The organism is Agrobacterium sp. V1, from assembly GCF_030518355.1.
Taxonomy (GTDB): domain Bacteria; phylum Pseudomonadota; class Alphaproteobacteria; order Rhizobiales; family Rhizobiaceae; genus Agrobacterium; species Agrobacterium cucumeris.
The window spans coordinates 1,961,642-1,987,272 of record NZ_JAULSF010000001.1 but is presented as its reverse complement, the minus strand read 5'-3'; the positions used below and the strand labels follow the sequence as shown (position 1 = coordinate 1,987,272).

At 58.3% G+C, this 25,631-nt stretch carries 22 protein-coding genes; 13 read left to right on the top strand and 9 right to left on the bottom strand.

Annotated features, from left to right (window positions below; all coding sequences use genetic code 11):
* The first annotated feature begins 3 nt into the window (after positions 1–3).
* The 4 genes from QSV77_RS09700 to QSV77_RS09685 all read left to right on the top strand — a co-directional run bounded on the left by QSV77_RS09700 (position 4) and on the right by QSV77_RS09685 (position 3,787).
* On the top strand, positions 4–675 hold the full coding sequence (locus QSV77_RS09700) for a tetratricopeptide repeat protein (RefSeq protein ID WP_052818143.1): 672 nt from the start codon (positions 4–6) through the stop codon (positions 673–675).
* A gap of 131 nt (positions 676–806) precedes the next feature.
* A complete protein-coding gene (gene der, locus QSV77_RS09695; protein WP_142840430.1) occupies positions 807–2,237 on the top strand; it encodes a ribosome biogenesis GTPase Der in 1,431 nt (476 codons plus the stop codon).
* A 185-nt stretch (positions 2,238–2,422) separates the two neighbouring features.
* A complete protein-coding gene (locus tag QSV77_RS09690; RefSeq protein WP_302733292.1) occupies positions 2,423–3,031 on the top strand; it encodes a DUF2026 family protein in 609 nt (202 codons plus the stop codon).
* A gap of 120 nt (positions 3,032–3,151) precedes the next feature.
* The gene (locus tag QSV77_RS09685) at positions 3,152–3,787 is read left to right on the top strand and encodes a hypothetical protein (protein WP_161991246.1); all 636 of its coding nucleotides are present in this window, start codon (positions 3,152–3,154) and stop codon (positions 3,785–3,787) included.
* 172 nt (positions 3,788–3,959) lie between these two features.
* On the opposite strand, the gene QSV77_RS09680 is transcribed toward QSV77_RS09685, so the two are convergent.
* Together QSV77_RS09680 and QSV77_RS09675 are read right to left on the bottom strand one after the other, a co-directional pair.
* Positions 3,960–5,009 carry a bifunctional monoglucosyl/glucuronosyl diacylglycerol synthase gene (locus QSV77_RS09680; RefSeq protein WP_142840428.1) on the bottom strand — a complete coding sequence of 350 codons (1,050 nt, stop codon included), beginning with the start codon at positions 5,007–5,009 and terminating at the stop codon, positions 3,960–3,962.
* Between the two features lie 139 nt (positions 5,010–5,148).
* Entirely contained in the window at positions 5,149–6,069 is a 921-nt protein-coding gene (locus QSV77_RS09675) for a sugar kinase (protein WP_302733291.1), read from the bottom strand.
* A 154-nt stretch (positions 6,070–6,223) separates the two neighbouring features.
* Between QSV77_RS09675 and QSV77_RS09670 the strand changes: the two genes are divergently transcribed.
* Together QSV77_RS09670 and aac(6') are read left to right on the top strand one after the other, a co-directional pair.
* Positions 6,224–7,888 (top strand): alpha-glucosidase family protein, encoded by a 1,665-nt coding sequence (locus QSV77_RS09670; protein ID WP_302733290.1) that lies wholly within the window; start codon positions 6,224–6,226, stop codon positions 7,886–7,888.
* Positions 7,885–8,337, top strand: a complete 453-nt coding sequence (gene aac(6') / locus QSV77_RS09665; RefSeq protein ID WP_302733289.1) for an aminoglycoside 6'-N-acetyltransferase — start codon at positions 7,885–7,887, stop codon at positions 8,335–8,337. The genes QSV77_RS09670 and aac(6') overlap by 4 nt, the downstream gene beginning before the upstream one ends.
* Positions 8,338–8,437: 100 nt before the next feature.
* On the opposite strand, the gene ade is transcribed toward aac(6'), so the two are convergent.
* Positions 8,438–10,132 (bottom strand): adenine deaminase, encoded by a 1,695-nt coding sequence (gene ade, locus QSV77_RS09660; protein WP_302733287.1) that lies wholly within the window; start codon positions 10,130–10,132, stop codon positions 8,438–8,440.
* 272 nt (positions 10,133–10,404) lie between these two features.
* On the opposite strand from ade, the gene QSV77_RS09655 reads away from it, so the two are divergent.
* Positions 10,405–11,352, top strand: coding sequence for an HD-GYP domain-containing protein (locus QSV77_RS09655; RefSeq protein WP_302733286.1), 948 nt, complete (start codon positions 10,405–10,407; stop codon positions 11,350–11,352).
* Here the strand turns inward: QSV77_RS09655 and QSV77_RS09650 are convergent.
* Together QSV77_RS09650 and QSV77_RS09645 are read right to left on the bottom strand one after the other, a co-directional pair.
* Positions 11,349–11,861 carry a GNAT family N-acetyltransferase gene (locus tag QSV77_RS09650; RefSeq protein WP_302733285.1) on the bottom strand — a complete coding sequence of 171 codons (513 nt, stop codon included), beginning with the start codon at positions 11,859–11,861 and terminating at the stop codon, positions 11,349–11,351. The genes QSV77_RS09655 and QSV77_RS09650 overlap by 4 nt on opposite strands.
* On the bottom strand, positions 11,858–14,047 hold the full coding sequence (locus QSV77_RS09645) for an anthranilate synthase (protein WP_302733283.1): 2,190 nt from the start codon (positions 14,045–14,047) through the stop codon (positions 11,858–11,860). Before QSV77_RS09645 ends, QSV77_RS09650 begins: the two co-directional genes overlap by 4 nt.
* 282 nt (positions 14,048–14,329) lie before the next feature.
* On the opposite strand from QSV77_RS09645, the gene QSV77_RS09640 reads away from it, so the two are divergent.
* Positions 14,330–15,238, top strand: a complete 909-nt coding sequence (locus QSV77_RS09640; protein WP_302733281.1) for an extensin family protein — start codon at positions 14,330–14,332, stop codon at positions 15,236–15,238.
* 56 nt (positions 15,239–15,294) lie between these two features.
* Here QSV77_RS09640 and QSV77_RS09635 read toward each other — a convergent pair whose 3' ends face one another.
* Positions 15,295–17,556, bottom strand: a complete 2,262-nt coding sequence (locus tag QSV77_RS09635) for a TonB-dependent hemoglobin/transferrin/lactoferrin family receptor (protein WP_302733279.1) — start codon at positions 17,554–17,556, stop codon at positions 15,295–15,297.
* 351 nt (positions 17,557–17,907) lie between these two features.
* On the opposite strand from QSV77_RS09635, the gene QSV77_RS09630 reads away from it, so the two are divergent.
* Both QSV77_RS09630 and QSV77_RS09625 read left to right on the top strand, forming a co-directional pair.
* Complete coding sequence (locus QSV77_RS09630; RefSeq protein WP_302733277.1) at positions 17,908–18,429, top strand: TIGR00645 family protein; 522 nt, start codon at positions 17,908–17,910, stop codon at positions 18,427–18,429.
* A gap of 100 nt (positions 18,430–18,529) precedes the next feature.
* Complete coding sequence (locus QSV77_RS09625) at positions 18,530–19,246, top strand: LuxR family transcriptional regulator (RefSeq protein WP_142840419.1); 717 nt, start codon at positions 18,530–18,532, stop codon at positions 19,244–19,246.
* A gap of 27 nt (positions 19,247–19,273) precedes the next feature.
* Here the strand turns inward: QSV77_RS09625 and QSV77_RS09620 are convergent, their stop codons facing one another.
* The 3 genes from QSV77_RS09620 to QSV77_RS09610 form a co-directional block, all read right to left on the bottom strand.
* Positions 19,274–20,431 carry a DUF2333 family protein gene (locus QSV77_RS09620; protein WP_142840418.1) on the bottom strand — a complete coding sequence of 386 codons (1,158 nt, stop codon included), beginning with the start codon at positions 20,429–20,431 and terminating at the stop codon, positions 19,274–19,276.
* 241 nt (positions 20,432–20,672) lie between these two features.
* Entirely contained in the window at positions 20,673–21,125 is a 453-nt protein-coding gene (locus QSV77_RS09615; RefSeq protein WP_065113916.1) for a pseudoazurin, read from the bottom strand.
* Positions 21,126–21,238: 113 nt separating this feature from the next.
* The gene (locus tag QSV77_RS09610) at positions 21,239–21,820 is read right to left on the bottom strand and encodes a thymidine kinase (RefSeq protein ID WP_302733275.1); all 582 of its coding nucleotides are present in this window, start codon (positions 21,818–21,820) and stop codon (positions 21,239–21,241) included.
* A gap of 334 nt (positions 21,821–22,154) precedes the next feature.
* Here QSV77_RS09610 and QSV77_RS09605 point away from each other — a divergent pair, with 334 nt between their 5' ends.
* The 3 genes from QSV77_RS09605 (at position 22,155) to choV (ending at position 25,190) form a co-directional block, all read left to right on the top strand.
* Positions 22,155–23,108 (top strand): choline ABC transporter substrate-binding protein, encoded by a 954-nt coding sequence (locus QSV77_RS09605; RefSeq protein WP_302733274.1) that lies wholly within the window; start codon positions 22,155–22,157, stop codon positions 23,106–23,108.
* Positions 23,109–23,295: 187 nt separating this feature from the next.
* A complete protein-coding gene (gene choW, locus QSV77_RS09600; RefSeq protein ID WP_142840687.1) occupies positions 23,296–24,147 on the top strand; it encodes a choline ABC transporter permease subunit in 852 nt (283 codons plus the stop codon).
* Positions 24,144–25,190 carry a choline ABC transporter ATP-binding protein gene (gene choV / locus QSV77_RS09595; RefSeq protein WP_142840415.1) on the top strand — a complete coding sequence of 349 codons (1,047 nt, stop codon included), beginning with the start codon at positions 24,144–24,146 and terminating at the stop codon, positions 25,188–25,190. The genes choW and choV overlap by 4 nt, the downstream gene beginning before the upstream one ends.
* The last annotated feature ends 441 nt before the right edge of the window (positions 25,191–25,631 follow it).

The following is a 25,631-nucleotide window of genomic DNA, read 5'->3' as shown; positions in this document are numbered from 1 at the left end:
TTGATGGCAAACGAAAATGATACCTTTATCCGCGAAGTGAACGAGCAGATCCGCTCCGAGCAGCTGTCGCGCTTCTGGGGCCGTTACGGTATCGTGGTTGCGGGCGCCGCCGTTCTCGTGGTTCTCGGTGCCGCCGGCGCCGGCATTTACGAATACTGGAACACCAGCCGCGCTTCCAATTCCGGCGACCAGTTCCTTGCGGCGCTGACGCTTGCTTCCGAAAACAAGACGGATGAGGCGCTGAAGGCCTTTGCCGATCTCGAAACCTCCGGTCATGGCAATTACCCGGTGCTGGCAAAGTTCCGCTCGGCCACGCTGCTGTCGCAGAAGGGTGATGCCGCCGGCGCCATCGCCGCCTTCACCGCCATTGGCAACGACACATCTGCACCGCAGGTCTTCCGCGACACGGCAAAGGTGCGTGCAGCCTGGTTGCTGGTGGACAACGGCACCTATGATCAGGTGGTTGCACTGGCCGAGCCTTTGAGCGCCGAAGGCCAGACCATGCGGGCGTCGGCCCGAGAGGCTCTCGGACTTGCCGCCTACAAGGCCGGCGATTTCGTCAAGGCCAAACAATGGTTCGAGCAGATCGTCAACGACACGCAGGCACCGCGCAACGTGACGAGCCGTGCACAGATCATGCTCGACAATATCACCGCTTCGGGCAAAGCTGCTTAAAGCCGCTTATCCCGAGCCATCGCCCGGCATTTCTTCGCATTGCCAAAGCGATCCAACTGATTATTTTACGCATGTCTTTTGCCCAAAACAGGTAACGTTTTGGGCAGACTTGCTCTAAGGAACAGACAACAATGAGCTTCACCGTCGCCATAGTCGGGCGCCCCAATGTCGGCAAGTCCACGCTTTTCAACCGTCTGGTCGGAAAGAAGCTGGCGCTGGTGGACGATACGCCAGGCGTGACCCGCGACCGCCGCCCCGGCGACGCGAAGCTTGTCGATCTGCGTTTCACCATCATCGATACCGCCGGTCTGGAGCAATCCGGGCCGGAAACGCTTCAGGGCCGCATGTGGGCGCAGACGGAAGCGGCGATCGATGAAGCCGATGTGACGCTGTTCGTGGTTGACGCCAAGGCCGGGCTGACGCCCGCCGACGAGACGCTGGGCGAAATGCTGCGCCGTCGGGGCAAGCCTGTGGTGCTGGTGGCCAACAAGTCCGAAGCGCGCGGTTCTGACGCCGGTTTCTACGATGCCTTCACGCTCGGTCTTGGCGAGCCTTGCCCGATCTCGGCCGAACACGGTCAGGGCATGATCGACCTGCGCGACGCCATCGTTGCGGCGATCGGCGAAGACGCCGCCTTCCCGCCTGAAGTGGACGAGGCGGAGACGGATATCGTTCTGCCGCGCACTGAGCCCGGCAGCGAGGAAGAGGAAGACGAAGAGCCCGTCTATGACGAGACCAAGCCGCTGCGCGTCGCCATTATCGGCCGACCGAATGCGGGCAAGTCGACGCTCATCAACCGTTTCCTCGGCGAAGACCGGCTGCTGACCGGCCCGGAAGCCGGCATTACCCGCGACAGTATTTCGGTCGAATGGGACTGGCGCGGCCGCACCATCAAGATGTTCGATACGGCCGGCATGCGCCGCAAGGCCAAGGTGACGGAGAAGCTGGAAAAGCTCTCTGTGGCGGATTCGCTGCGCTCCATCCGTTTTGCCGAGACGGTGGTGATTGTGTTCGACAGCACCATCCCGTTCGAAAAGCAGGATTTGCAACTGGTCGATCTCGTCATTCGCGAAGGCCGCGCCGCCGTGCTCGCTTTCAACAAGTGGGATCTGGTCGAAGACCCGCAGGCCTATCTGGCCGATCTGCGGGAAAAGACCGAGCGGCTGCTGCCGCAGGCGCGCGGCATTCGCGCCGTGCCGATCTCCGGCCAGACGGGTTATGGCCTCGACCGGCTGATGCAGAGCATCATCGATACGGACAAGGTCTGGAACCGCCGTATCTCGACCGCCAGGCTCAACCGCTGGCTGGATGGGCAGACCACGCAGCATCCGCCGCCGGCCGTTTCCGGCCGTCGCCTGAAGCTGAAATATATGACGCAGGTCAAGGCCCGCCCGCCGGCCTTCATGATCTCGTGCACCCGCCCGGAAGCCATTCCGGAGAGCTATACGCGTTATCTGGTGAACGGCCTGCGCAAGGATTTCGACATGCCGGGCGTGCCGATCCGCGTGCATTATCGCGGCTCGGACAATCCGTTCGAGAACAAGGCGAAGAAGCGGCGTTGATTTTGACGTGAAGGGTCGCCGCGTCTTTCTTCTCCCCATCGGGGAGAAGGTGGCCCGAAGGGGCAACCTCTCCGCATATCTCGACCCTCGCCCCCTCATCCCGCTGCCGCGGACTTCTCCCCCTCGGGGAGAAGAAACAGGCGGCTGACGCTCATCCAACGCCTTGTTTTGAAGAGTAAAAAACCATGCTGATCAAGCAGACCGACTATCACCGGATTTACCGGGTCATCAACAGCCTGCTCATCAGCCAGAACGCCGATCCCGCCTCGGCCTCGATGTATTTCAGTACCTTCGGCGCTTTCATCCTCAAACAGCATTACAAGGTAAAGGCTGTGCCGAAGGGCGGGCTTGCCGCCTATAATCTCGGAGGAAAGGTCCTGCTGTTTGCGGATCATCGCGATGATGGTTACGTGACGGGCGCTGGCGAGAATTTCCATTGCTGGGTCGAGGCTGACGGCTGGGCGATTGATTTCATGGCGCCGGCTTTTTCAGATGGCGCGCGGGAACTGTCCGTGCCGCCGAAGATGTTTCAGCGGCCGCTTGCTGCAATGGCGGCATCGATCAACGATCTCGGACAATCCGGTGATTTCTTCTACCGTTCGGAAGCAGAAGCGACGGCAAGACGCTTCGCCGACTGGCACAGCCACGCCATGCTTGGCGATATGGCAAGCGTCGCCGCCAGCTGGTTCCGCAAATCGCCAAAGCAGATGTCTGCATCGCTCTCGGTGGCTGACAAGGACGGCAAGCCGCGAACTGTACCGCTTTCCGGGCAAATGCTTACCGGAGCATGGTGAAGGCAGGTTTTGCCGCACGGCGTTGATCCCCAGAGGTTTCGGCAGCGAAAGGTCTTTTGATTTATAAGGGCAACCCTGTTACGCAGTTTAAACTGCACAGGGACTGGATGACGTGCTCCTATGGCCGATGAAACGATTTCAATAAGCTTCACGCCCGACCCGAAACATGTCCCCGACTATGTCCACGGCTATCAACATCAGGCCTATGAAAATTACGGCATGATTCTCGACAGGTCCTGGACGCGCCATCTTGCCTCGGCAAGAGTGAAGCTGTCGATATTTGCGGGACTGGCGGCCGGTTTTATCTATTCCCTAAGCCTGCCATGGTTCCCGGGTGTCTGGCCGGTGGTCGGTTATTGGGTGTTTGCACCTGCACCATTTGTGGCCCTCGTCGTCTGGTACATTATCTGGCAGGGCGCGAGACGGGAGGCGAAATCCTACTACGAGGTCCTGGCACACTGGAATATCGCTCACGAGCGTATGTATTCGCCGCACTCGCAGATCGAAATCGGGCCCGATGGCTTCAAGCAGGTCACGCGACTGGACACCGTGCAATTGAGCTGGGCGCGCTATCATCTCGCACTCACGCCGCCGGACAGTCTGGTGCTGGTTTTCCATGGAACAGTGGTTGTCATCCCCAACAGCGCGCTGCCGATGGCGCCGATGCAGATTGTCGAGAAGATCAATGATTGGTGCGCAGCCCAGCAAAAAGAGCTTCTTCCTTTACCCGGAAGCGCATCTCAAGGGGGCGGCTGAGTATCGCCGGGAAATAGGACGGCCAGCGTAATCTCGCGGCAACCGCCTGACGTCAATCAGCAGCCCGACCCCGTTCTAAAGATAACGGCAGTCGCGTCCTGATCGCCTTGTGACATTCCCGTCATGTTTCGTCCACTGGCCCTGTGCAAAAAAACCGGGGATGCCCTTGCCTTCAGGCAAGCTGTGAACGCGACAGAAGCGGCAGGGATTTTCCCGCCGCATGGATGACATTGTCGAGGAACTGTCGTGAGGCCTTTTCCCAGCTATAGCTTTTTGAAAGCGCCAAGGCCTCCTGCGGCGAACAATCCAGCGCCGCCAGACAGGCATTGCGAAGATTATCATCCAGCGCGCCGGCGGCCGGGTTGCCGCCAAGGATATCGATCGGCCCGGTGACGGGGAAGGCGGCGACGGGCACACCGCTTGCCAGTGCTTCCAGAATGGTGTTGCCGAAAGTGTCGGTTTTTGAGGGGAAAACGAAGACATCGGCCTGCGCATAGGCATCGGCCAGCTCTTCGCCGGTCTTGACGCCGGTAAACAGCACGCCGGGATATTTTTCCTGCAATTCGTGACGGGCCGGGCCGTCGCCGATGACGACCTTGGATCCGGGCAGGTCGAGTTCCAGAAATTCCGGCAGGTTCTTCTCCACCGCCACACGGCCGACGGTCATGAAGATCGGCCTTGGCAGATCAAAGGGCAGCGTGGTTTTCGGGCGCGGATGGAACAGTTCGGCGTCGATGCCCCGGCTCCAGCGCTTCAGGTTCTTGACGCCGCGCGCTTCCAGCTCGGTCTCGAGGCTTGGGGTCGCCACCATGCAGGTGTTGCCGCCATTGTGGAACCAGCGCACGAAAGCATAAAGCCAGCTTTCGGGGATCGGGAAACGCGCCGCGACATATTCCGGGAAGCGGGTGTGATAGCTGGTGGAAAAACGCATGTGGTTCTTCACACACCAGCGCCGCGCCATGAACCCCAGCGGCCCTTCGGTGGCGATATGCACGAAGGAGGGCTGGCTTTTTTCGATCTCTGCCGCGACACGGCGATAGCCGGCGACGGAGAGGCGGATTTCCGGATAGGTGGGGCAGGGAATGCTGTAGAAACTCTGGGGCGTGACCATGTTCACATCCACACCCAGCCGCGCCAGCTCGGTATTGGTGTTCTCGATCGAGCGAACCACGCCGTTGACCTGCGGGTGCCAGGCATCTGTGACAATCGTGATTCTCGTCATGAAACACTGATCCTGCTCATCTGCGCGCGGGCGAATCCCCATTGCCCGGCTTCCGCCCGTATATGCGGCGCGCGTGTTACAGGATCATGTCAGGCCATATGACTGTCAATATCGTCCCTTTTCAGGGCAACCTGCCGGCCTATCCGACCAGCGGCAGCAATTCGGGGCTGATCAGCGCGCCGTGGTGGCCGATGACGGTTGCCGCTGCCCTTGCGGCAAAGGCGGCGGCTTCCTGTGGCGAGCTGCCGGTTACATAACGGGCAAGGAAGGCGCCGTTGAAGCTGTCGCCGGCGCTCGTCGTATCCACCACCTCCACGGCCTTTTCCGCCGGGGCATGGGTGCGGTTGCCGCCGAAATCGAGTGTCGCACCCTTTGCGCCGTCTTTCACCACGATGTTTTCGACGCCAAGGGAGCGGTAACGGTCGATGGTGGCTTCCACGGAGGTGTCGCCGAAATGACTGGCCTCGTCATCAAAGCTCGGCATGACAAGTGTTGCGGCGCGCGCACCGTTGGAAATCGTCTCGAGCATCACGTCTTTGTCCGCCCAGAGGCGCGGGCGGATGTTCGGATCGAAAACCACCGGCTTGCCCGACGCCCTGGCGCGGCGAAGCTCGGCCAGAAACGTATCGACATCATGGGCGGAGGCGAGGATGGCTAGGGTGATGCCGGAGAAATAGATGACGTCAGCGCTTTCCACCGTTCGGCGCAGGTGATCCGCGTCAGCGGCCAGCTGTCTTGCGGCGGCGGCATTGCGCCAATAGCTGAAGGTGCGTTCACCGTCCTTCAGGTTGATGAGGTAGAGGCCGGGCGTGCCGCCCTTAATGCGGCGGATCTTTTCGGTGCCAATGCCGGCTTCCGCAATGAAGGCGAGCATGTCTTCTGAAAGCGGATCATCGCCGAGCGCCGTGAAATAATCGACGGACCAGTCTTCCGGCAGGCAGGCACGGGCATACCAGGCGGTATTGAACGTATCTCCGGCGAAACCCTTGCGCAACAGACCGTTGCCGGCCTGCGACAGTTCCACCATGCATTCGCCAATCGATAAAAACCGTCCGCCCACGCCGTCATCCTCCCGTTTTATCCAGCCATGCGGCTTACGACGAGCGCGCGCCGCTGACAAGGGCGGTTCTGGCCGATTGTGCGTGTGCGAAGTTCCGGTTTACGCGGCCGCACAGGCTTTATACTCTACCGCCAGACACATCAGGAGATTGCCGATGACGCTACCCCATGCCCCGGTCCACAAACCTCAAGCGCAATCGGACTGGTGGAAGGGAGCGGTGATCTATCAGGTCTATCCGCGCTCGTTTCAGGATACGACCGGAGACGGTTATGGCGATCTTGCCGGGGTGACGAAACGGCTGCCCTATATCGCGTCGCTTGGCGTTGATGCCATCTGGCTGTCGCCGTTCTTCACTTCGCCCATGGCCGATATGGGTTACGATGTTTCCGATTATTGCAATGTCGATCCGTTGTTCGGCACGCTTGCAGATTTCGATGCGCTGATGGCCGAAGCGCATCGGCTTGGGCTGAAGGTCATCATCGATCAGGTGATTTCACATACGTCAGACCAGCATCCATGGTTTGTGGACAGCCGGGCGAGCCGGACGAACAGCAAGGCCGACTGGTATGTCTGGGCCAACCCCAAGCCTGATGGTACGGCGCCCACCAACTGGCTTTCCGTGTTTGGCGGGCCGGCATGGGAATGGGACGGCGTGCGCAAGCAATATTACATGCACAGCTTCCTTGCCTCGCAGCCGGATCTCAATTTCCATAATCCCGAGGTTCAGGACGCGCTTCTGGAAACCGTGCGGTTCTGGCTGGATCGTGGCGTTGACGGTTTCCGGCTCGATACCGTCAATCATTATTTCCATGACAAGCTGCTGCGCGACAACCCGCCGCTTTTCGACGAGGAGAGCTTTGGTCTCGATGCCTCAGACGTCAATCCTTACGGCATGCAGGACCATCTCTACGACAAGACGCGGCCGGAAAATGTTGCCTTTCTCAAACGCTTCCGGGCATTGCTCGATGAATATGAGGGTCGCGCCACGGTGGGAGAGGTGGGCGACGGGGCGCGCTCGCTGAAGACGGTTGCCTCCTATACGTCCGGCAATGACAAGCTCAACATGTGCTACACTTTTGATCTGCTGGGGCCGGATTTCAGCGCAAAACACCTGCGCGGTTCGGTCGAGACCTTCGGTAAGGTGGTGACGGATGGTTGGGTGTGCTGGGCCTTTTCCAACCATGATGTGGTGCGTCACCTCAGCCGCTTTTCGGAAAGCGTGGAGGAGCAGGCACGGGTGGCGAAGCTCGCCATCTGCGTTCTTGCCAGCCTGCGCGGTTCCATATGTCTCTATCAGGGTGAGGAGCTGGGGCTGACGGAGGCCGAGCTTGCCTTTGAGGATCTGCGCGACCCCTATGGCATTCGTTTCTGGCCGGCCTTCAAGGGGCGCGATGGATGCCGCACGCCGATGGTGTGGGAGACCGGCAAGCCGAATTCCGGGTTTTCAAGCGCTGAAAAGCCGTGGCTGCCAGTGCCCTATGTCCATGCCATGCAGGCTGTGGATGCGCAGGAGCGCAAGCCGGACTCGGTTCTGAACCATTACCGTGCGGTTTTGTCCTTCCGTAAAAGCCATGGCGCATTGCGCGACGGGGACATACACTTCATCAAGACCAATCTCGATGTGCTGGCCTTCACCCGCAGCAAGGGCGATGAAAAACTGCTGTTTGTTTTCAACCTCACCCGCGAGCCGGTGGAATTTCCCGTGCCCAAGACGATGCGTGTCACGGATATCCTGCCGATGCCGGGTTTTGCGCCGCTATTCGATGCTGATATCGTGAAGCTCGAGGGGCTGGATGTGTTTTGTGGGGTTGTCACATGAGTGGTCAATTCATCGTTGGAAACGCTGCCGACCATCGAGATGACTGGTCGCTTTTGCGGCATCGCCTGTGGCCGGATACCTCGCCCGCCGAACATATGGCGGAATTGCAGGACGTCTCCGAAACCGGGGCTGGATTGATTGTCCATGATCCCGCCGGAGTGGCCATCGGTTTTGCCGAGGTCAGCCTGCGGCGGGACTATGTCAACGGTTGCGATACCTCGCCCGTGGCATTTCTTGAGGGAATTTATGTCGAGGAGGCATTTCGCGGCCAAGGCATTGCTGCCTCACTGGTGGCCGAAGTGACCCGCTGGGCGGTTGGTCAGGGCGTGAGCGAGCTTGCTTCCGATGCCGATATTGCAAATGTCGATTCACATCGCATGCATACGGCGCTGGGGTTTGAGGAAACGGAGCGGGTGGTTTATTTCCGCAAGCTGCTGCCCTCGGATTGAAGGGGAGACACAATGATTTTTGCCGATCCTCCACTCTTGTGACAAGCACAGGAATAGGGATCGGCATTTCATCCGCCCAGCCGGGAGGTTTTCCGGTCAATCAGATCAGCGCAAACCGGTCCACGTCCACCATGCCCATATCTGAAATCTTCAGATGCGGGATAACGGGCAGGGGCAGGAAGGCGACCTGCAGGAAGGGCTCTTCCAACGTCGTGCCGAGCGCATAGGCTGCCTTTCGGAGCGTATGCAGCGTGTCGCGCACCGTCTCATAGGGTTCGAGGCTTATCAGGCCGGCGACGGGGAGCGGGATTTCGCCGGTCACCTTGCCGTCCTCCACCACCACGAAACCGCCCTTGATTTCGCCGAGCCGGTTGGCGGCCAGCGCCATGTCGTCCTCACCGACGCCGACGACGCAGATATTGTGGCTGTCATGGCCGACGGTGGAGGCGATGGCGCCTTTCTTCAGGCCGAAGCCCTGCACGAAACCATTGGCATGGTTGCCGTTCTTGCCGTGGCGTTCGATGACGGCGACCTTGATGATGTCGTTCTCGAGATCGACTGTCGTCTGGTTGCCATCCGTCGGCAGTTTATAGCGGCGATGTTCGGTGATGATCTTGCCGGGAAGCACGCCCATGACGGGTGTTTCGCCTTCGGTGACAGGCACGCCGAAATGGGAAGCGAGCACCGGTCTTGCCTTGACGCTATCAAGCCCAACGGGGGCGACCGGCTTGCGGGTGGCAAACAGGGCGTCATCGACGATCCTGCCGCCGGAAAGCACCATGCTGGCCTTGCAGTTCTGCAGGCTGTCGATGACCACGAGATCGGCGCGCCAGCCGGGCGCGATGAGACCGCGATCGCGCAGGCCGAAGGCCTTTGCGGCGGAAATCGAGGCGGCGCGATAGATGGCGAGCGGTTCGACGCCGCTGGCGATGGCGGTGCGGATCATATAATCGAGATGGCCCTGTTCGGCGATATCGAGCGGATTGCGATCATCCGTGCACAACGCTAGATAGGGCGACAGGCGCTCGGTGATGATTGGCATCAGGGCGTGCAGGTCTTTCGAGACCGAGCCTTCACGCACCAGAATATGCATGCCCTTGCGGATTTTCTCGAGCGCTTCCGGTGCATTCGTGCATTCATGTTCGGTGCGGATGCCGGCGGCGAGATAGCCATTCAGCGCAGTGCCTGACAGAAGCGGCGCGTGCCCGTCGATATGCTGGCCCTGAAAGGCCTCCAGTTTCGCCATGCACACCGGGTCCTTATGGATGACACCGGGAAAATTCATGAATTCGGCAAGCCCGATGACCTTCGGGTGATTGCGGAACGGCAAAAGTTTCTCGATCGGCAGATCGGCGCCCGAGGTTTCCAGATGGGTCGCGGGCACGCAGGAGGATAGCTGCACGCGGATGTCCATGATGGTTTCCATGGCGCTGTCGAGGAAGAATTGCAGCCCTTCCACCCCCAGAACATTAGCGATCTCATGCGGGTCGCAAATTGCCGTCGTGACGCCATAAGGCAAAACGCAGCGGTCGAACTCGTGCGGAGTGACGAGCGATGATTCGATATGAAGATGCGTATCGATGAAACCTGGAACGACGATCTTGCCGGTAATATCGATTTCCCGACGGCCTTCATAGTTCTCGCAGATACCGACGATGGTATCGCCGCAGATGGCGATATCCGAAGCAACAAGTTCCCCGGTCACCAGGTCGAAGAAGCGTCCGCCTTTGAGAATCATATCTGCCGGTTCACGGCCAGTACCCTGATCGATGCGCGTTTCAAGTTTCGAATTCATGCGGCTCTTCTTCAGCTCCTGGTTTACGTCGTAAGCGAGAATTTTTAATATTTACATTCTCAGGTTGTTTCTTGCTATATTCAGATTGATTCTTCGGTTTTTAAATATATCCTGAGTAAATAATTTTCATATTCGTGCTATCTTATGTTCTGTGTTGCAGAGTTAAATAGTTCGGTGGGCTTATCTTTATCCGTCTGAAGGCTGGTTTTATGTTGGTCTTTACCAATAGCGGGTCACGTTATCATTCCCGGGAAGGAAAATAAAAGCGTCTGATGCTCAAGCGAATTTCCACCCGGCAATTGACTGTTGGCATGTTTATCGAAGCGGTTGAGGGAACGCTGTCAAACCGGCATGTCATGCAGCGACATCGGTTTCTCCTGCGGCATGAGGATGTGGTGCGCCAGCTGAAATCGAGCGGCGCGGAAAGCATCGTCATCAATACGGCCAGGGGAAATGATGTCGAGGGAAGGCCGGACGTTGGCGGACCTGCATCAGTAAAACCGGGCAATTCCTCCGAAACCACGATGGCCGTCAGCCATGCCGTTCGTTCGGCAGCCGATGCAGTTGCACAGACCTTTGCGGTCGCAGAAGCCGGCGGTGGTGTCTCGCTGAAAGGCGTGGCGGCAGAAACGAGCAAGATTTCCGAAGCGGTGCAGTCGAACCCTGCGATCTTCATCGGCGTCACCCGCCTGAAATCGAAAGACGAAACAACTTTCGTGCATTCGGTTTCCGTCAGCGGTTTGATGATGCATTTCGGCTGCTATCTCGGGCTGGATAAGGCAACGGTGGATCTGCTGGGGATCAGCGGCCTGCTGCATGATATCGGCAAGGTGGAAATTCCCTCATCGATCCTCAACAAGGCGGATGGGCTGAGCTCCAGTGAGCGGGAGATTATCAATCTCCATCCCGCCTTCGGCCGGGAAATCCTGTCGCGTAACGATCAGATGCCGGAGATGGTTCTGGATGTCTGCTTCAATCACCACGAGCGGATGGATGGCGGTGGTTATCCAAGCGGCCGGTCTGGTGCCGAGATCAGCCTTTACGCCCGCATTGCGGCGATCTGCGATGTCTATGATGCGGTCACTTCGGTCCGGCCCTACAAGAAGCCGTGGACGGCGAATGATGCGCTGACCTGGATGCTGCGCCGTGAAGGCCATTTCGATGTGCAGCTTCTGAAGAAGTTCGCGCTCTGCATCTCCGCCTCGCTGCCGAGGGCTTAATCGCCGAAGATGACCGCCATCTGCAGGCTGTCGATGTAATGCCCGTCGATCAGAACGGCGTTGCGTGACCGGCCTTCATGCACGAAGCCGATCTTTTCATAAAGCGCAATGGCTCTGGCATTGTCCCCATGCACGCTTAATTCAATACGGTGCAGCCCACATTGACGGGCGGCATCAAGCGTCCGCCGCATCAGCCGCGCACCTAGTCTCTTGTCACGATAGGCTGGTAGGATGCCCATGCCGAGCGTGCCGCAATGGGCGCGGGTTTCTCTGCTCACGCGGCGAATATCGCACCAGCCAATAACTTCATCGTCCACAATCGCCACGAATTGCGGATGGCCGTTTTCGATCATGTCATGCACGAAGGCGCGCACCGATTCGAGCGGCGGCGCCTCCAGAAAGCTTAGATATTTCCGCTCGCGCGACACCGCATCGAGAGCACGATGAAAGCTTTCAACGTGCTCCGCCCGGATGGGTTCGATGCTGATGGCGTCGGCAGCAGCCATCATGCCGCCTTCGTCTTCGCCTTGCGGGTCAGATGGACCACGACGTTTTCGATCATCCGCATGCCGGCGTCCTGGCCGAGCGTCATGATTGATTCCGGGTGGAACTGAACGGCAGCCACCGGCTCCTTGGCGTGTTCGATACCCATGATCGTGCCGTCCTCGCTTTCCGCGGTGATGATGAAATCACGCGGCAGGGTGGTGGGATCGGCGAAGATCGAATGGTAACGGCCAACGGTGACTTCCTTGCCGAGACCGGAGAAGACGAGACCGGGTTCCAGCACGCGAATGCGCGAGGGCTTGCCGTGCATCGGCACTGCAAGCTGGCGCAACTCGCCGCCATAGGCTTCCGCAAGGGCCTGAAGGCCAAGGCACACGCCGAAGATCGGCAGGTCACGGGCGCGGGCGGCCTTGATCGTCGCCTTGCAGTCGAAATCCGTTGGGCTGCCGGGGCCGGGAGACAGAACGACGAGATCGGGCTGGAAGCGATCGAACACGTCCGCGGCGACCGGCGATCTGACGGTGGAGACAGTGGCGCCCGTCTGGCGGAAATAATTCGCCAGCGTGTGCACGAAGCTGTCTTCGTGGTCGACGAGCAGGATCTTGACGCCGGTGCCAACCTTGGCGGCATCGCGTTTGGTGGCGGCAGAGTTGGTGCCCTTGGCATCACGAATGGCTGATATCATGGCGGAAGCCTTCAGTTCGGTTTCTGCTTCTTCTTCCTGCGGATTGGAATCGTTAAGCAGCGTCGCACCGGCGCGCACTTCGGCGATGCCATCCTTGATGCGGATGGTGCGCAGCGTAAGCCCGGTGTTCATGTCGCCATTAAAGCCGACCATGCCGATCGCGCCGCCATACCAGGCGCGCGGGCTCTTTTCATGGCCTTCGATGAAACGCATGGCCCAGAGCTTCGGTGCGCCAGTGACGGTGACGGCCCAGGCGTGGCTGAGGAAGCCGTCAAAGGCGTCCATATCGTCGCGCAGACGGCCCTCGATGTGGTCAACGGTGTGGATGAGGCGCGAATACATCTCGATCTGGCGGCGGCCGATGACCTTCACCGAACCCGGTTCGCAGACGCGGCTCTTGTCGTTGCGGTCCACATCCGAACACATGGTCAGTTCGGATTCGTCCTTTTTCGAATTGAGCAGCTTCAGGATCTGTTCGCTATCGGCAATCGGATCGTCGCCGCGCTTGATGGTGCCTGAAATCGGGCAGGTTTCGATGCGACGGCCGGAGACACGCACGAACATTTCCGGCGAGGCGCCGACCAGATATTCTTGATGGCCGAGATTGATGAAGAAGGAATAGGGCGACGGGTTGATTGCCTTCAGGCGGCGTGAAATCGCCGACGGATTGCTTTCGCAACGCTCCATGAATTTCTGGCCGGGAACGACCTCGAACAGGTCGCCGCGGCGGAAGCTTTCCTTGGCCTTGACCACCAGTTCGGAATATTCGCCTGGACGGTGATCGCCCTTGGGCGGGATCGTATCGGTGGTCTTGAAGGGCTCGGGCGTAATGTCGGAGGACTTGCCGTCCGTCGTCACGCCGGCCTTTTCGAAATCGTAACGGTCGATCCAGGCCTTGGCGGAATAGTGGTCAACGACGAGGATTTCATCCGGCAGGTAGAGCACCATGTCGCGCTGGTCTTCCGGGCGCGAAAGCGACAGCTTGATCGCATCGAACTGGAAAGCGAGATCGTAACCGAAGGCGCCGAACAGGCCGATGGCCGAATCCGCATTCGAATAGAAGAGATCGACGATGGCTCTGAGCGCCGTGAAGACGGTCGGGATTTTCGAACGTTCTTCTTCGGTAAAGACGCGGTCCGGCTCATTGACCGTGAGATCGAGACGGCGGGTGGTGGAAGCGCCGAGGGTAAGATCGGGTGTCGTCTTCAGCTTTTCGGTGATGAAGCCGAGCAGCACTTCGCCACGGCCATTATAGGCCTCGATCCACATCTTGCGGCCAAAACAGGAAATGCCGAGCGGTGGGTCGATAATGGCCGTGTCCCAGCGGGTGTAACGGCCGGGATATTCATAGTTGGACGAAAAAACCGCGCCGCGATGGGAATCGAGCTTTTCGATGTAATTATCGATGGCGCTGGCGTAATCGGCGGGCCGACGCTTCCGGCTGACCTTTATGTCGCCTTTCGTCTCGTAGGTTTCCGCTCCGTCATCCTGAATGATCGTTACCATTTCTTTCGTACTTCCTGTTGTTCAGGCCCGATGACAGGCGGCAAAATAACAAAAAAGCCGCCTGAAAATTCGGGCGGCTTGGACTTTGTCTGAAGACATGACTGGTCAAGGCCGCGTAAAGCTGCTCCACCACCAGTTAGCAATGTTCATAGACACGATATTCATGGGAAAATTGTTAGCGTGCACGATCCGCCTTGGCAAGCGGATTTCGGTGGGGGAATGAACCTTACCTGCCGCTGCTGCGTTGCTCTCCTGCCGAAACGGTCAGGAGTACCCCGTATAATGCTTCATCGCCTGTGTCTTCTGGTAGCCAGCCTCGCATTGATTTCCGCCTCGGAACCGCCGCCCCAGGTGCCCGTGCCACAGCCCAAACCGGGTGCGGCGCAATCCTCCACCCCCCCGGAAAAACCCGCTGAGGAAAAGGCGCAAGATCCGGTGGAAGCGCCGAAACCGGTCCCAAAGCCGCAGGCTCCGGAACAGCAGAAGCCGGATGGTGAAAAGACACCCGCTGATAAGGGTTCGGATGATGCGAAGGGGAAAAGCGAGGGCAAGAACGGCGGGGAACAACAAAAACCGGCTGACGAAGCGGCAAAACCGGAGGAAAAACCGCCGGAGCCGGTAAAGCCGGAAGACCCGGCAGCACTTGAGGCCTGCCTCGGTGCGCTGAAGGAAATCGGCGCGGAATTCAAAAAGCTTGAGCCGATCCGGGACGAGGAGCAGGGCTGCGGCATTGAAGCGCCGATTGAGCTTTCCGTGGTTCTGCCCGGCATCAAGCTTGAACCTTCAGGAACCATGCGCTGTGAAACCGCGCTTGCCCTTTCCCGCTGGACCAAGGAGATGATGCTGCCGGCAGCAGCCCTTGCCCTGCCGGAGAAGAAGGTGACGGCGATCGCCAATGCCTCGACCTATATCTGCCGCAACCGTAACAGTGCCGAAACGGGCAAGATTTCCGAACATGCCAAGGGCAATGCGGTGGATATTTCCACCATCGCCTTCGATAAGGGCGAGCCGCTGGTGATGAAACCGCGCGGCGAGGACGGGACGCCGGAAGGCGCCTTCCAGCGGACGATTACGGCCGCCGCCTGCCTGTTCTTCCGCACCGTTCTTTCCCCCGGCAGCGATGCCACCCATCAGGATCACCTGCATCTCGACGTCCTGGAACGCAAGGGCGGCTACCTCTATTGCCGCTGACAAAAAAGGGGCGACCCGAAGGCCGCCCCGACTGGAGATGATGTTTCTGCCCGGTTTTAGAATTTCTGGGTCAGAGAGATTTTGAAGGTGCGTCCGGGCTCTGAGTAATATTCGTTGGCCTGTGAGCCTCCGGTGCGTGCAGTTGCATAGTCGTAATAGGTTTTGTCGAAGACGTTGTAGATACCCGCGTTGATGCGAAGACCCTTAACCTGCTCCGGTTCGTACCATGCTGTCAGGTCTACAATGCCGTAACCGGGTGTTGCGAAATAGGTTCTCTGGCCGTTGGTAAGAATGTCCTTACCGCGACCGCCGTTAGCCGCGATCCAGTCGATGCCAACGCCCCATGTCTCGGTGTCATAAGCAGCGCTGATAACACCCTTAAGCGGTGAGACCGATTGAAGGAAAGTGTCATTGTCGAGATTCTTGCCGTTGGCGTAGGCGAGGCCACCACGCAGGCTGAAGCCGTTGTCAAAGCGAACATGCGCTGAAAGCTCGGCACCATAGATACGTGCACGATCCAAGTTGACGCCGCGTGTAATGCCGCCTTGACGGTAGTTATTCAAATCATAGCCGAGCGCTGCCGCTTGGCCTGCAGTCAGGCTGGTGGTTTCGATGAAGTTCTTATAGCGGTTGTAGAAGAGATTGATGCGGCCGCCTAGGTCTTCATCACCCAGGTTTGCGCCGATTTCGAAACCGTTGCTGGTCTCCGACTCAAGATTGGGGTTGCCCAAGCGCAGATATGTGCCCGGTCCGCCGAAAACGCTGTATAGTTCGCCAGCATTCGGTGCACGGAAACCCATCGCCCATTGTGCGTATAGTTCCACTTTATCGGAAACGTCATAACCCGCACGCAATTTGGGGGAAATGGCCAGATCGTCGAATTCGCCCGGAAGGGCAGGGCGGTTGGTGTTACGGGCATATTCCGATGTCATTTTGGGGGTGTGCTCGACCCAGTCGAAACGCAGGCCGGGGGTGAGCGTAAAGCCGCTTTGACCGAAACCAATTTCGTCATCAATATAAAAACCAATTCGGTTACTGTCGACTTTCGGCGTATCAGCCTGGTTGGTGTGGAGATTGGCGCAAGCAGTAAATGCACCAGTATAAGGCAGTCGGCAATTATCGCGCCCGGAAGAGTATTGTTCAGAAGTGCTTCTCGAAAGGTCGAAACCAAACGTTACATCGTGATTAAGCTGTCCGGTGTCGAATTTCTTCTGCACAGCGCCGACGAGACCGAAGCTGTTTTCGTCGTAGTCATTAAGTCGGCTGATGTTGCCGATGACAGTTGTCGAGCGGTAGCCGTTATATCCGGTTTCCCTGGACTGTTTCTGCCAGTAGAGCGATGCCCAGGCATTATCCAGCAGACCGTCTGTGCTTGTCGCGTCATAAGAATAGTCAAGCGAAATACGGTCGCGGGCGGTTGCGTTGTTGGTAAAATAAGCGCCGGGCAGATAGTTGTCGCGAGGACCCAGCACGGCTGCCTGGTTGATTTTCGAATTCGTGTCCCTGTCGCGGCGGAAGCTTTCCGCAGTCAGGCCTATGCGATGTCCGCCTTCCAGATCCTGGCGCAGTTTGAACAGGAGGTTATGCTGATCGTAATCAGAGGGATCGGCTTTCGTCCGCGTCGGACCGTAGGAATCAACGCTGCCATTCGTCTTGCGTTCGTTGCCCTTTTTGTAGCCGCCCTGAAACATGATCGAGGTATTCTCGATCTTCTTTGCGACTGCGACAGACGGCTCATAGCTGGTATCGGCGCTGTCGAATGTGAATTTGGCAACCCCGCCCCAATCACGGCCTTCTTGAATGAGGTCTTCAGGTTCCAGTGTCCGCAACCCCAGAACGCCGCCCAGGGCGCCGGACCCTGCACGGCTTGAATCCGCACCACGCATGACGTCGACCGCCGAAAGTGACGAGAAGTTGAAGGAATCCAGGCCGCCAGTCGCGCCTCGCGTAGCGTCGGACAGATACCGTACTGGAATTCCGTCAATGGTGGTCAGTACGCGGTCGCCTTCGAGGCCGCGAATGTTGATGGCGCCGGTACTGCGGTTGAACGAAACGCCTGGCTGTGCGACGCGCCCCAAATCTTCGATGCTCGTGATCTGTTTCTTCTCGATCGTTGCCGCGGTTGTTTCCGTTGCAAGCGGAGTATCGGCAACGGCACCGCCGCCCTTCACGCGCTTGCCCTTGACCACGATCTTTTCAAGCGTCGTCGTGCCGTTCGCCTGCGAAGCGGCATCCTGCGCCCGTGCAGGGCCGGCAAGCGGCAAAAGAGACATGGCAGTGCACAGAAGCAGCGCGGAATGTGTGCGCGAGATGGACATTAGTACCCCCGGTATGCGCGCGGATAAACACGGCGCGCGAAAACGCGCCGCACTTGTGCGCGGCTGAAAATGTTCTGAATTGTTACGGGCGAGCCGATAGGTGAGGACTAGAAAACATGATGATAACTGTCAACATATTATATATGACTTTTCGCATCATGTTTTAAAGCATAACGGTATGTTGCAGAAATGTTACGGGCTGTCGTGGCGTCTTCCAGCCGCTGAATGCGGCAAAAACGCCATGGTGCCGCCAAAGTCCCGACATTGCCGCTTGCTAGGATATTCGCAGCCAGTTTACATGGCGAAAGAAAGCATGCTCCAACAGTAAACAGATTATTATCGGATACGGAAATGAAGTCTCTTGAACTGCTCGTCGAGCGGATCATCCTCTCCAGCCGCTGGCTGCTCGTCGTTTTTTATCTCGGGCTTGTCGCGGCGCTGGCGGTTTATGCGTTTTCCTTCGCGCTCAAATTCCTGAAGGTTGCAAAAAACGTCTTTATTTATGACGAGTCGGATATGATCCTCGCCATGCTTGGGTTGATCGATGCGGCGCTGGTCGCCAGCCTGATCGTCATGGTGATGATTTCCGGTTACGAGAATTTCGTCAGCCGCTTCGACAATGCGGATGATGAGGTTTCGTTTCTTGGCAAGCTCGATGCCGGCAGTCTGAAGATCAAGGTCGCATCGTCGATCGTGGCGATTTCGTCGATCCATCTGTTGCAGATATTCCTCAACGCCAACCAATATTCGGACAGCAAGCTGATGTGGTTCACCATCATTCATCTGGCTTTTGTCGTCTCGGCGGTTATGCTCGGTTTTCTGGAAAAACTGATGGCCAAGCCAAAGGACAAGTCCGAAAAACCCGTGCTTTAATTCAGGTGGTCCGCCGGTCATGAAGGTCGCAACCGTCTTTGCCTTTGCTGTCTGTTCCTCACATTGGGGCATTTTGCGCCCATCGGGTGGTGGTGGCTGAATGTCGAAAACGGAGCGCCAGGCCAGACTTTGCCGTGACCTGTCGGCCGCTGCCGACAGGCAGCAATGGCTGATGGCGCTGCTCGAGGTAATGCGCGCGTTCGGCTATGCGCATGTGACACTGATGAAATTACCCGGCGGCAGCAATGCCTATGCCTTGCCAACAGTTGTGGAAAGCAGCCTGCCGGTCTGGGTTGTGAATGCGATGACCGCGAATGGTGCGCTTGGCGAGTGTCCCGTTATCAAGCGTGGCGCCTCATCGATGATGCCGCAATACTGGTCGCTGGACGACGCGGATATTGCCTGCGGAACGCTGGCGGAAGCGGGGGCATCGCTCGGCAGCATCGGCATCACCTCCGGGCTCATGGTGCCCGTCAGCGGCATGAGCGGAAACCGGCACCTGATGAATTTTGCCGGCGATCGCGATGCCCTCTCACAGGCATCGCTGAATGAACTGGGCATGATCGTGCTGCATGCTCTGGAGGTCTATGACCGTCTTTGCCGCATCGGCTCCAAAAGCCCGTCGCCTTTAACGAAACGGGAGCTCGATGTGGTGCGCTGGACCGCACAGGGCAAGACCTCCGTGGAAATCGCCGAGCTTCTTTCCATCTCGGAACACACCGTCAATACCTATATGAACAACGCCATGCGCAAGCTCGACTGCGTCAACCGCACGCAGCTGGTGGCAAAGACCATACGTCAGCGCCTGATAGATTGAGCCGGCCGCAAAGGGCCGGCATCATTGTCAGCGGTCGAGAACGGAACGGAGCTCGACGAGGTTCGAGCGAACCCGCAGCACGTAAAATCCCATGGTGGCGAGATGCGAGGGCATGATCCAGCCGCTTTCCTCGCCGTTGGAAATGATCGCCGGCTGGATGCGCAGCGCCGCGCGGGTCTGCACCAGCGTGTCGTTCCACAGGTTGGTGAGGTTACGTTCGCGGATGACCTGCGCGAAGTCCGATCCGGCGGCCGAAAGCACGCCGTAATAGCCGTAGAGCTGGCCATAGGCGAACCAGAAACGGTCGTCGGCGCGGGTGTCGAACCAGCCGCCATTATAGTTCTCCGAACGCTCGCGCAGAATTGCCGATGTGGAGCCGATATCGCCGGCAATGCGGTCGATGAACTGGATGAGGTTGTCGGCACGGGTATCGAAGACGGCCTTGCAGGCGGTCAACTCACCGTTGAAAGCCTGGAAGCTGCGGATGGCGGCGCGGTAATAGCTGGGCGTCGGCGTCTTCGGACCGAAGGGATCAAGGCCGAAATACCAGGAATATTCGCTGAACTGCATGTTGCCACGCGCTTCCTGGAGATTGTTGTTGATACCAGAGGTTCCGCGCACGCGGCCAAGGGTATCCACCAGTTCCACCGAGGTGCGGCGCACGGCCTGGTTCACGCCACGCTGGAACGAAGCCTTGTTATCCAGAAACGGCGTGCTGTCCCAATCCATGCCGAAAAGGCCGAGACGGTAAAGCAGCATGGAGGAAATCCATGCGTTCTGGTTGACGTTGAAATCGGTGAGATCAGCGGCGGCATCGACGATGGCGGATCGCTGGCACACGGGTGCGGACGTGTTGGCGGCAGCGCCGGTGGCGCCGGCGGCCGCAGCCGGGGTGGCTGCCGGCAATTCCTGTCCGGGCGGCACGGTGCGTTCGGCGAGTTTGTAACGGGAAATGTAATCCGGGTCGAAATTGCTCCAGACCTGCGTCTGCCAGACGAAATATCCGTAAAAGCCGGCAAGCAGGATGAGAACCAGAGCGATCGGTCCCTTGATGATCCAGTTGCGGTCGCGATACCAGCCATGGGCGGCCATGAAGGGCCACAAAAGCCAGGCGACGACCATGCCGGCGGCCTTGCCGATGGCGCTGAAGGCTGCCTGAATCAATGCGGTGATCCGGTCGATCATGTCGTCATAGTCTCCTCTGCCCGTGGGGCTGGACGCCGGAAGAAAAATCCGCGGTTCAACCGGGCGCCCTTCGGCGCTTCGGAAAAACCACGGTCATTTACTGTCTTCCAGATATGTCCCGGTCAACCGGGATACAACATGATTGCGAAACTTTTCTCAACCTGCGGTCCGCGTCGGCCATTCCGGCATGCTCAGACTGCTTAACCGGATATTGCCGCTGCGGAGCCGCGGGGATATGCGGTTACAGGCCGAGTTTGGTGATCTCGGCATTCAGCCGGTCACGGGCTTTCTTCGGCAGCTTGCCGTTCTTGACAGCATCCAGATTGGCCGGCGGTGCGTCGCCAACAACAATGAGAGCGACCATGCCCATGCCCAGATGCGGTGTGCATTTGACGACATAGGCGCCTTCCTTGTCGACCGTCACCTTCACCGTCTCGTTCATCTTGCCCTTGAAGTCGGCGACGCCCTCGGGGATCATTTCCTTGACGGCTGCCGCATCATGGCCCTTGTCGACCGGAACGAAGGTGATGACGTCACCGACGGCGGCCTTGACGGTTGCCGGTTCGAAGACCATCGCCTGGCCGTCGCTGCCCTTGTTGAGCATCTTTACTTCGATTTCAGCCGAGAGGGCGGGAAAGGCGAAAAGGCCTGCGATGATGGCGAGGCTGGCGAATTTGGCAGTTTTGTTCTGCATAATTTTGCTCCTGAGAGAAAGCACATCCACGCGAATGTGTCGTCCTCGTCTTAGCGCAGGAGCAGGGCAGCCATCTTTGCGAAAAATCAAATGCGGCAACCGGACGCAGAGGCTCAGCCGCCCTTGATGGTCTCCACCCAATGGCGGCGGCAGAAGGAAACGTATTTTTCATTGCCGCCGACCTCGATCTGCGCGCCTTCCGTCACGACCTTCCCTTCATTGTCGAAACGGGCCACCATCGTCGCCTTGCGACCGCAATGGCAGATAGTGCGGATTTCGCGAAGCTCGTCGGCGATGGCGAGCAGTTCCTTCGAGGCGGGGAATAGCTTGCCCTGAAAATCCGTGCGCAGGCCATAGGTCATGACCGGAATATTCAGCCTGTCGGCAATGTTGGCCAGCTGCCAGACATGGTGTTCGGAGAGAAAGTTGGCTTCGTCGATGAAAACGCAGGCGACCGGCGCCTCGGCACTAAGGGCCGATACCTCGGCGAAGAGGTCGGTATTTTCATCGAAGGTTAGCGCGTCGGAGGACAGGCCGATGCGCGAGGCGACGCGACCGACGCCCGCCCGGTTGTCGAAGGCGGCCGTGAAGATCAGGGTGCGCATGCCGCGTTCCTGATAATTATAGGACGCCTGCAGCAGCATGGTCGATTTGCCGGCATTCATCGTCGAATAATTGAAATAGAGTTTTGCCATTATCCACTCCCGGAGCGCCTTTGCGTTCGTCAGACGCGTCGCAACCATGCTCCAATTTTCTGAATCGGCGCATCGCGCCTTGCAAAACCGATTCTCATTTGTGAGCCGATGCTGCAATCTGCGTCTTTTGACGGCGAAGAAGCGGGTTGAAAAGTGCGGAGATGGAAAAAACACAGATTTCCGCGGCCTGCCATTCTCGACATTACACGGTTGAAGGCCGACATTTTCACGGTTTTGTCGCAAACGGTGGGCCAAAGCACGCAAATGCACGCGAGTTGATTGTGGCTGGCAGATATTGATAATGGCAAGGGAACGAAAAAAAAGGGAGCAAACAATGTTTGCAAATAGAAGCCGCTGTCTGGCCCTGGCCGCAGCAATCTCCTCCATGACGTTCAGCGCGGCCGGTGCCGCCGAGCCGGCAAGTTGCGGTACGGTGCGTTTCTCAGATGTTGGCTGGACCGACATCACGGCCACAACGGCGACCGCCACCGTACTTCTGAAAAGCCTGGGTTATGAAACCGACGTCAAGCTTCTCTCCGTACCCGTTACCTATACATCCTTGAAAAACAAGGACATCGACGTCTTTCTCGGCAACTGGATGCCGACCATGGAAGGCGATATCGCGCCTTACCGCGAAGACAAATCTGTTGAGACGCTGCGTGAAAACCTGACGGGCGCCAAATACACGCTGGCGACCAACGCCAAGGGTGCCGAACTCGGTATCAAGGACTTCAAGGATATCGCCGCCCATAGCGCCGATCTCGGCGGCAAGATTTACGGCATCGAGCCGGGCAATGACGGCAATCGCCTGATCCTCGACATGGTGGCCAAGGATAGTTTCGGCCTGAAATCATTCGAGGTGGTGGAGTCTTCCGAACAGGGCATGCTGTCGCAGGTTGCCCGCTCGGAAAAATCCGGCGAGCCGATCGTCTTCCTCGGCTGGGAACCGCACCCGATGAATGCGAATTTCAAGCTGACCTACCTGACCGGCGGCGACGAGGTCTTCGGCCCCAATCTCGGCGGCGCGACGATCCATACCAATGTCCGCAAGGGTTATGTCGAGGAGTGCCCGAATGTCGGCGCGTTTCTGAAGAACCTGCAATTTTCCCTGCCCATGGAAAACGAGATCATGGGCAAGATCCTGAATGACGGCCTTGAGGGCGAAGCGGCAGCGACCGCCTGGCTGAAGGCCAATCCGGCAGCGATCGAGCCCTGGCTCGCAAACGTCAAGACCAGGGACGGCAGTGCCGACGCCTTGCCCGCCGCCAAGAAGGCACTGGGCCTTTAACGCAAGACTATGCATGACTGCGTCCGGCCTGTGCGACAGGCCGGATTGCAGCGGGAAATAACGATGCCCATGCATGACCTCAGCCGGCGAATTTTGCCGCATCGCAGGTCATGCGCCAGCACCGCGCCCGGCAGTCCCGCTGCCGGCCGTCGTTTCTGCATTTGTTCACGAAAGGTCTTTTCTTACCGTGGAATGGCTCAGCGCTCCTGAAAACCGCCTGCCTGTCGGCCGATATGCCAAGGAGGCCATCGATTGGCTGACCGGCAATCTCGCTTTTTTCTTCGATTGGCTTTCTTTCATCTTCCAAAGCGTCATCAACGCCCTGCTTTATGTCTTACAGGCGCCGCATCCGCTGATCATCGTCGCGATAGTGACGGCGCTTTCGGCCTGGACCCGCCGGTCTGTCGGCATGCCGCTCTTCACGGCGCTCGGCCTGTTGCTCATCATCAATCTCGGTTACTGGAAAGCCACGACGGAAACGCTGGCGCTGGTGATGGCCGCGAGCGCCGTGTGCATGATCATCGGCATACCGCTCGGCATATTGGCGGCGCGGCGCAAATGGATTTATGCCGGTATGCGCCCGGTGCTGGACCTGATGCAGACCATCCCGACCTTCGTTTATCTTATCCCGGCGCTGGTGCTTTTCGGCCTCGGCATGGTTCCAGGGCTGATCGCCACCGTCATCTTCGCCATTCCGGCCCCCGTGCGGCTTACCCGCCTCGGCATCGTCTCGACGCCACCGGCGCTGGTGGAGGCGGCGGTCGCCTTCGGTGCGACGCCGTCCCAGGTTCTGCGCAAGGTGGAGCTTCCCTTCGCCGCGCCGCAGATCATGGCGGGCTTGACCCAGACGATCATGCTGTCACTGTCGATGGTGGTCATCTCCGCGCTCGTCGGCGCCAACGGGCTCGGCGTACCGGTGGTGCGCGCGCTCAACACCGTCAACATCTCCATGGGCTTCGAGGCGGGGCTGTGCATCGTCATACTGGCGATCGTTCTCGATCGGCTCTTCCGACTTCCCGGCGCGGAGGATGACCTATGAGCGACGCCATCATCTTCGGAAATGTCGATATCGTTTTCGGCGACCGGCCCGATGCCGCCCTGCCGATGATCGACAGAGGCAGTACCCGCGACGAGATCAATAACGAGACCGGGCTGGTGCTCGGTGTTGCCAATGCCTCGCTGTCGGTAAGTGAAGGCGAAATCCTCGTGCTCATGGGGCTTTCCGGATCCGGCAAATCGACGCTGCTTCGCGCCGTCAACGGTCTGGCGCCCGTGGTGCGCGGCAATGTCGGTGTGAAGACCAAGTCCGGTTATGTCGATCCCTATCGGTGCCCGGCGAAGGCGTTGCGCGACCTGCGCACGCATACGGTTTCCATGGTGTTCCAGCAATTCGGCCTTCTGCCCTGGCGCAATGTGGCCGACAATGTCGGTTTCGGGCTTGAGCTCTCCGGCGTGCCGGAAGCAGAGCGCAAACGCATGGTGGCCGAGCAGCTGGAACTGGTGAACCTCTCTGCCTGGGCCGACCGCAAGGTGGGAGAACTTTCCGGCGGCATGCAGCAGCGCGTGGGGCTGGCCCGTGCCTTCGCCACCGGCGCGCCGATTCTCTTGATGGACGAGCCGTTTTCGGCGCTCGATCCGCTGATCAGAAGCCGTTTGCAGGATGAGCTTCTGGAATTCCAGAGCCGGCTGAAGAAGACCATTCTCTTTGTCAGTCACGATCTGGACGAGGCATTCCGCATCGGCAATCGCATCGCCATGATGGAAGGCGGACGTATCATCCAGTGCGGTACGCCACAGCAGATCGTCAAGCAGCCGGCCACGCAATATGTCGCTGACTTCGTGCAGAACATGAACCCGATCTCGATGCTCACCGCCGCCGACGTGATGAAGCCCGGTGTCGACGAGCGAAACGGGCGGCTTACCGTGGCCGCTACCGCGCTTGCGTCATCGCCGCTGATCGACATTCTCGATGCGCTTGCGAAACATTCGGGCGCGATCGGTGTCGTCGACAATGGCGCGATCATAGGCACGATTTCCGCCGACGAGATCGTGACCGGGCTGACCCGGCATCGCAAAAAATAATATTTCCCCGTGATGAAAAAGCAAAAAGGGCCTTCCGTGATGGAGGGCCCTTTATGCTTTTAAAGCGGGCCTGCGGCGCAAGTTATACCTTCCCACGGTAGCAAAGAATATTTTTGGTATCATAAGTTATGCATGAAAATAATTACTAATAAAAATCATATTGCAAATTTCGAGAAAATTGCGCAAAGTTAATCTAGATTCTGTAGGCCGTTGCTAAATTTAAGGTGGTATAAGATTGCAGCCTCAAAACCGGGCACTGGTCGTCAAGATTTATACGCTCAAATTTTGATCGTTTACTGCTTATAAATACTACTGCTAATACATAAGGTTATTGCTAAATTGATAAAAATCAGGCAAAAAGATTATAATTTAGTCGCGATGTCTTAAGTAAATAAATGGTCAAGAATAGTCTTTGAAAGGGACACGATATAAGCAAGATTT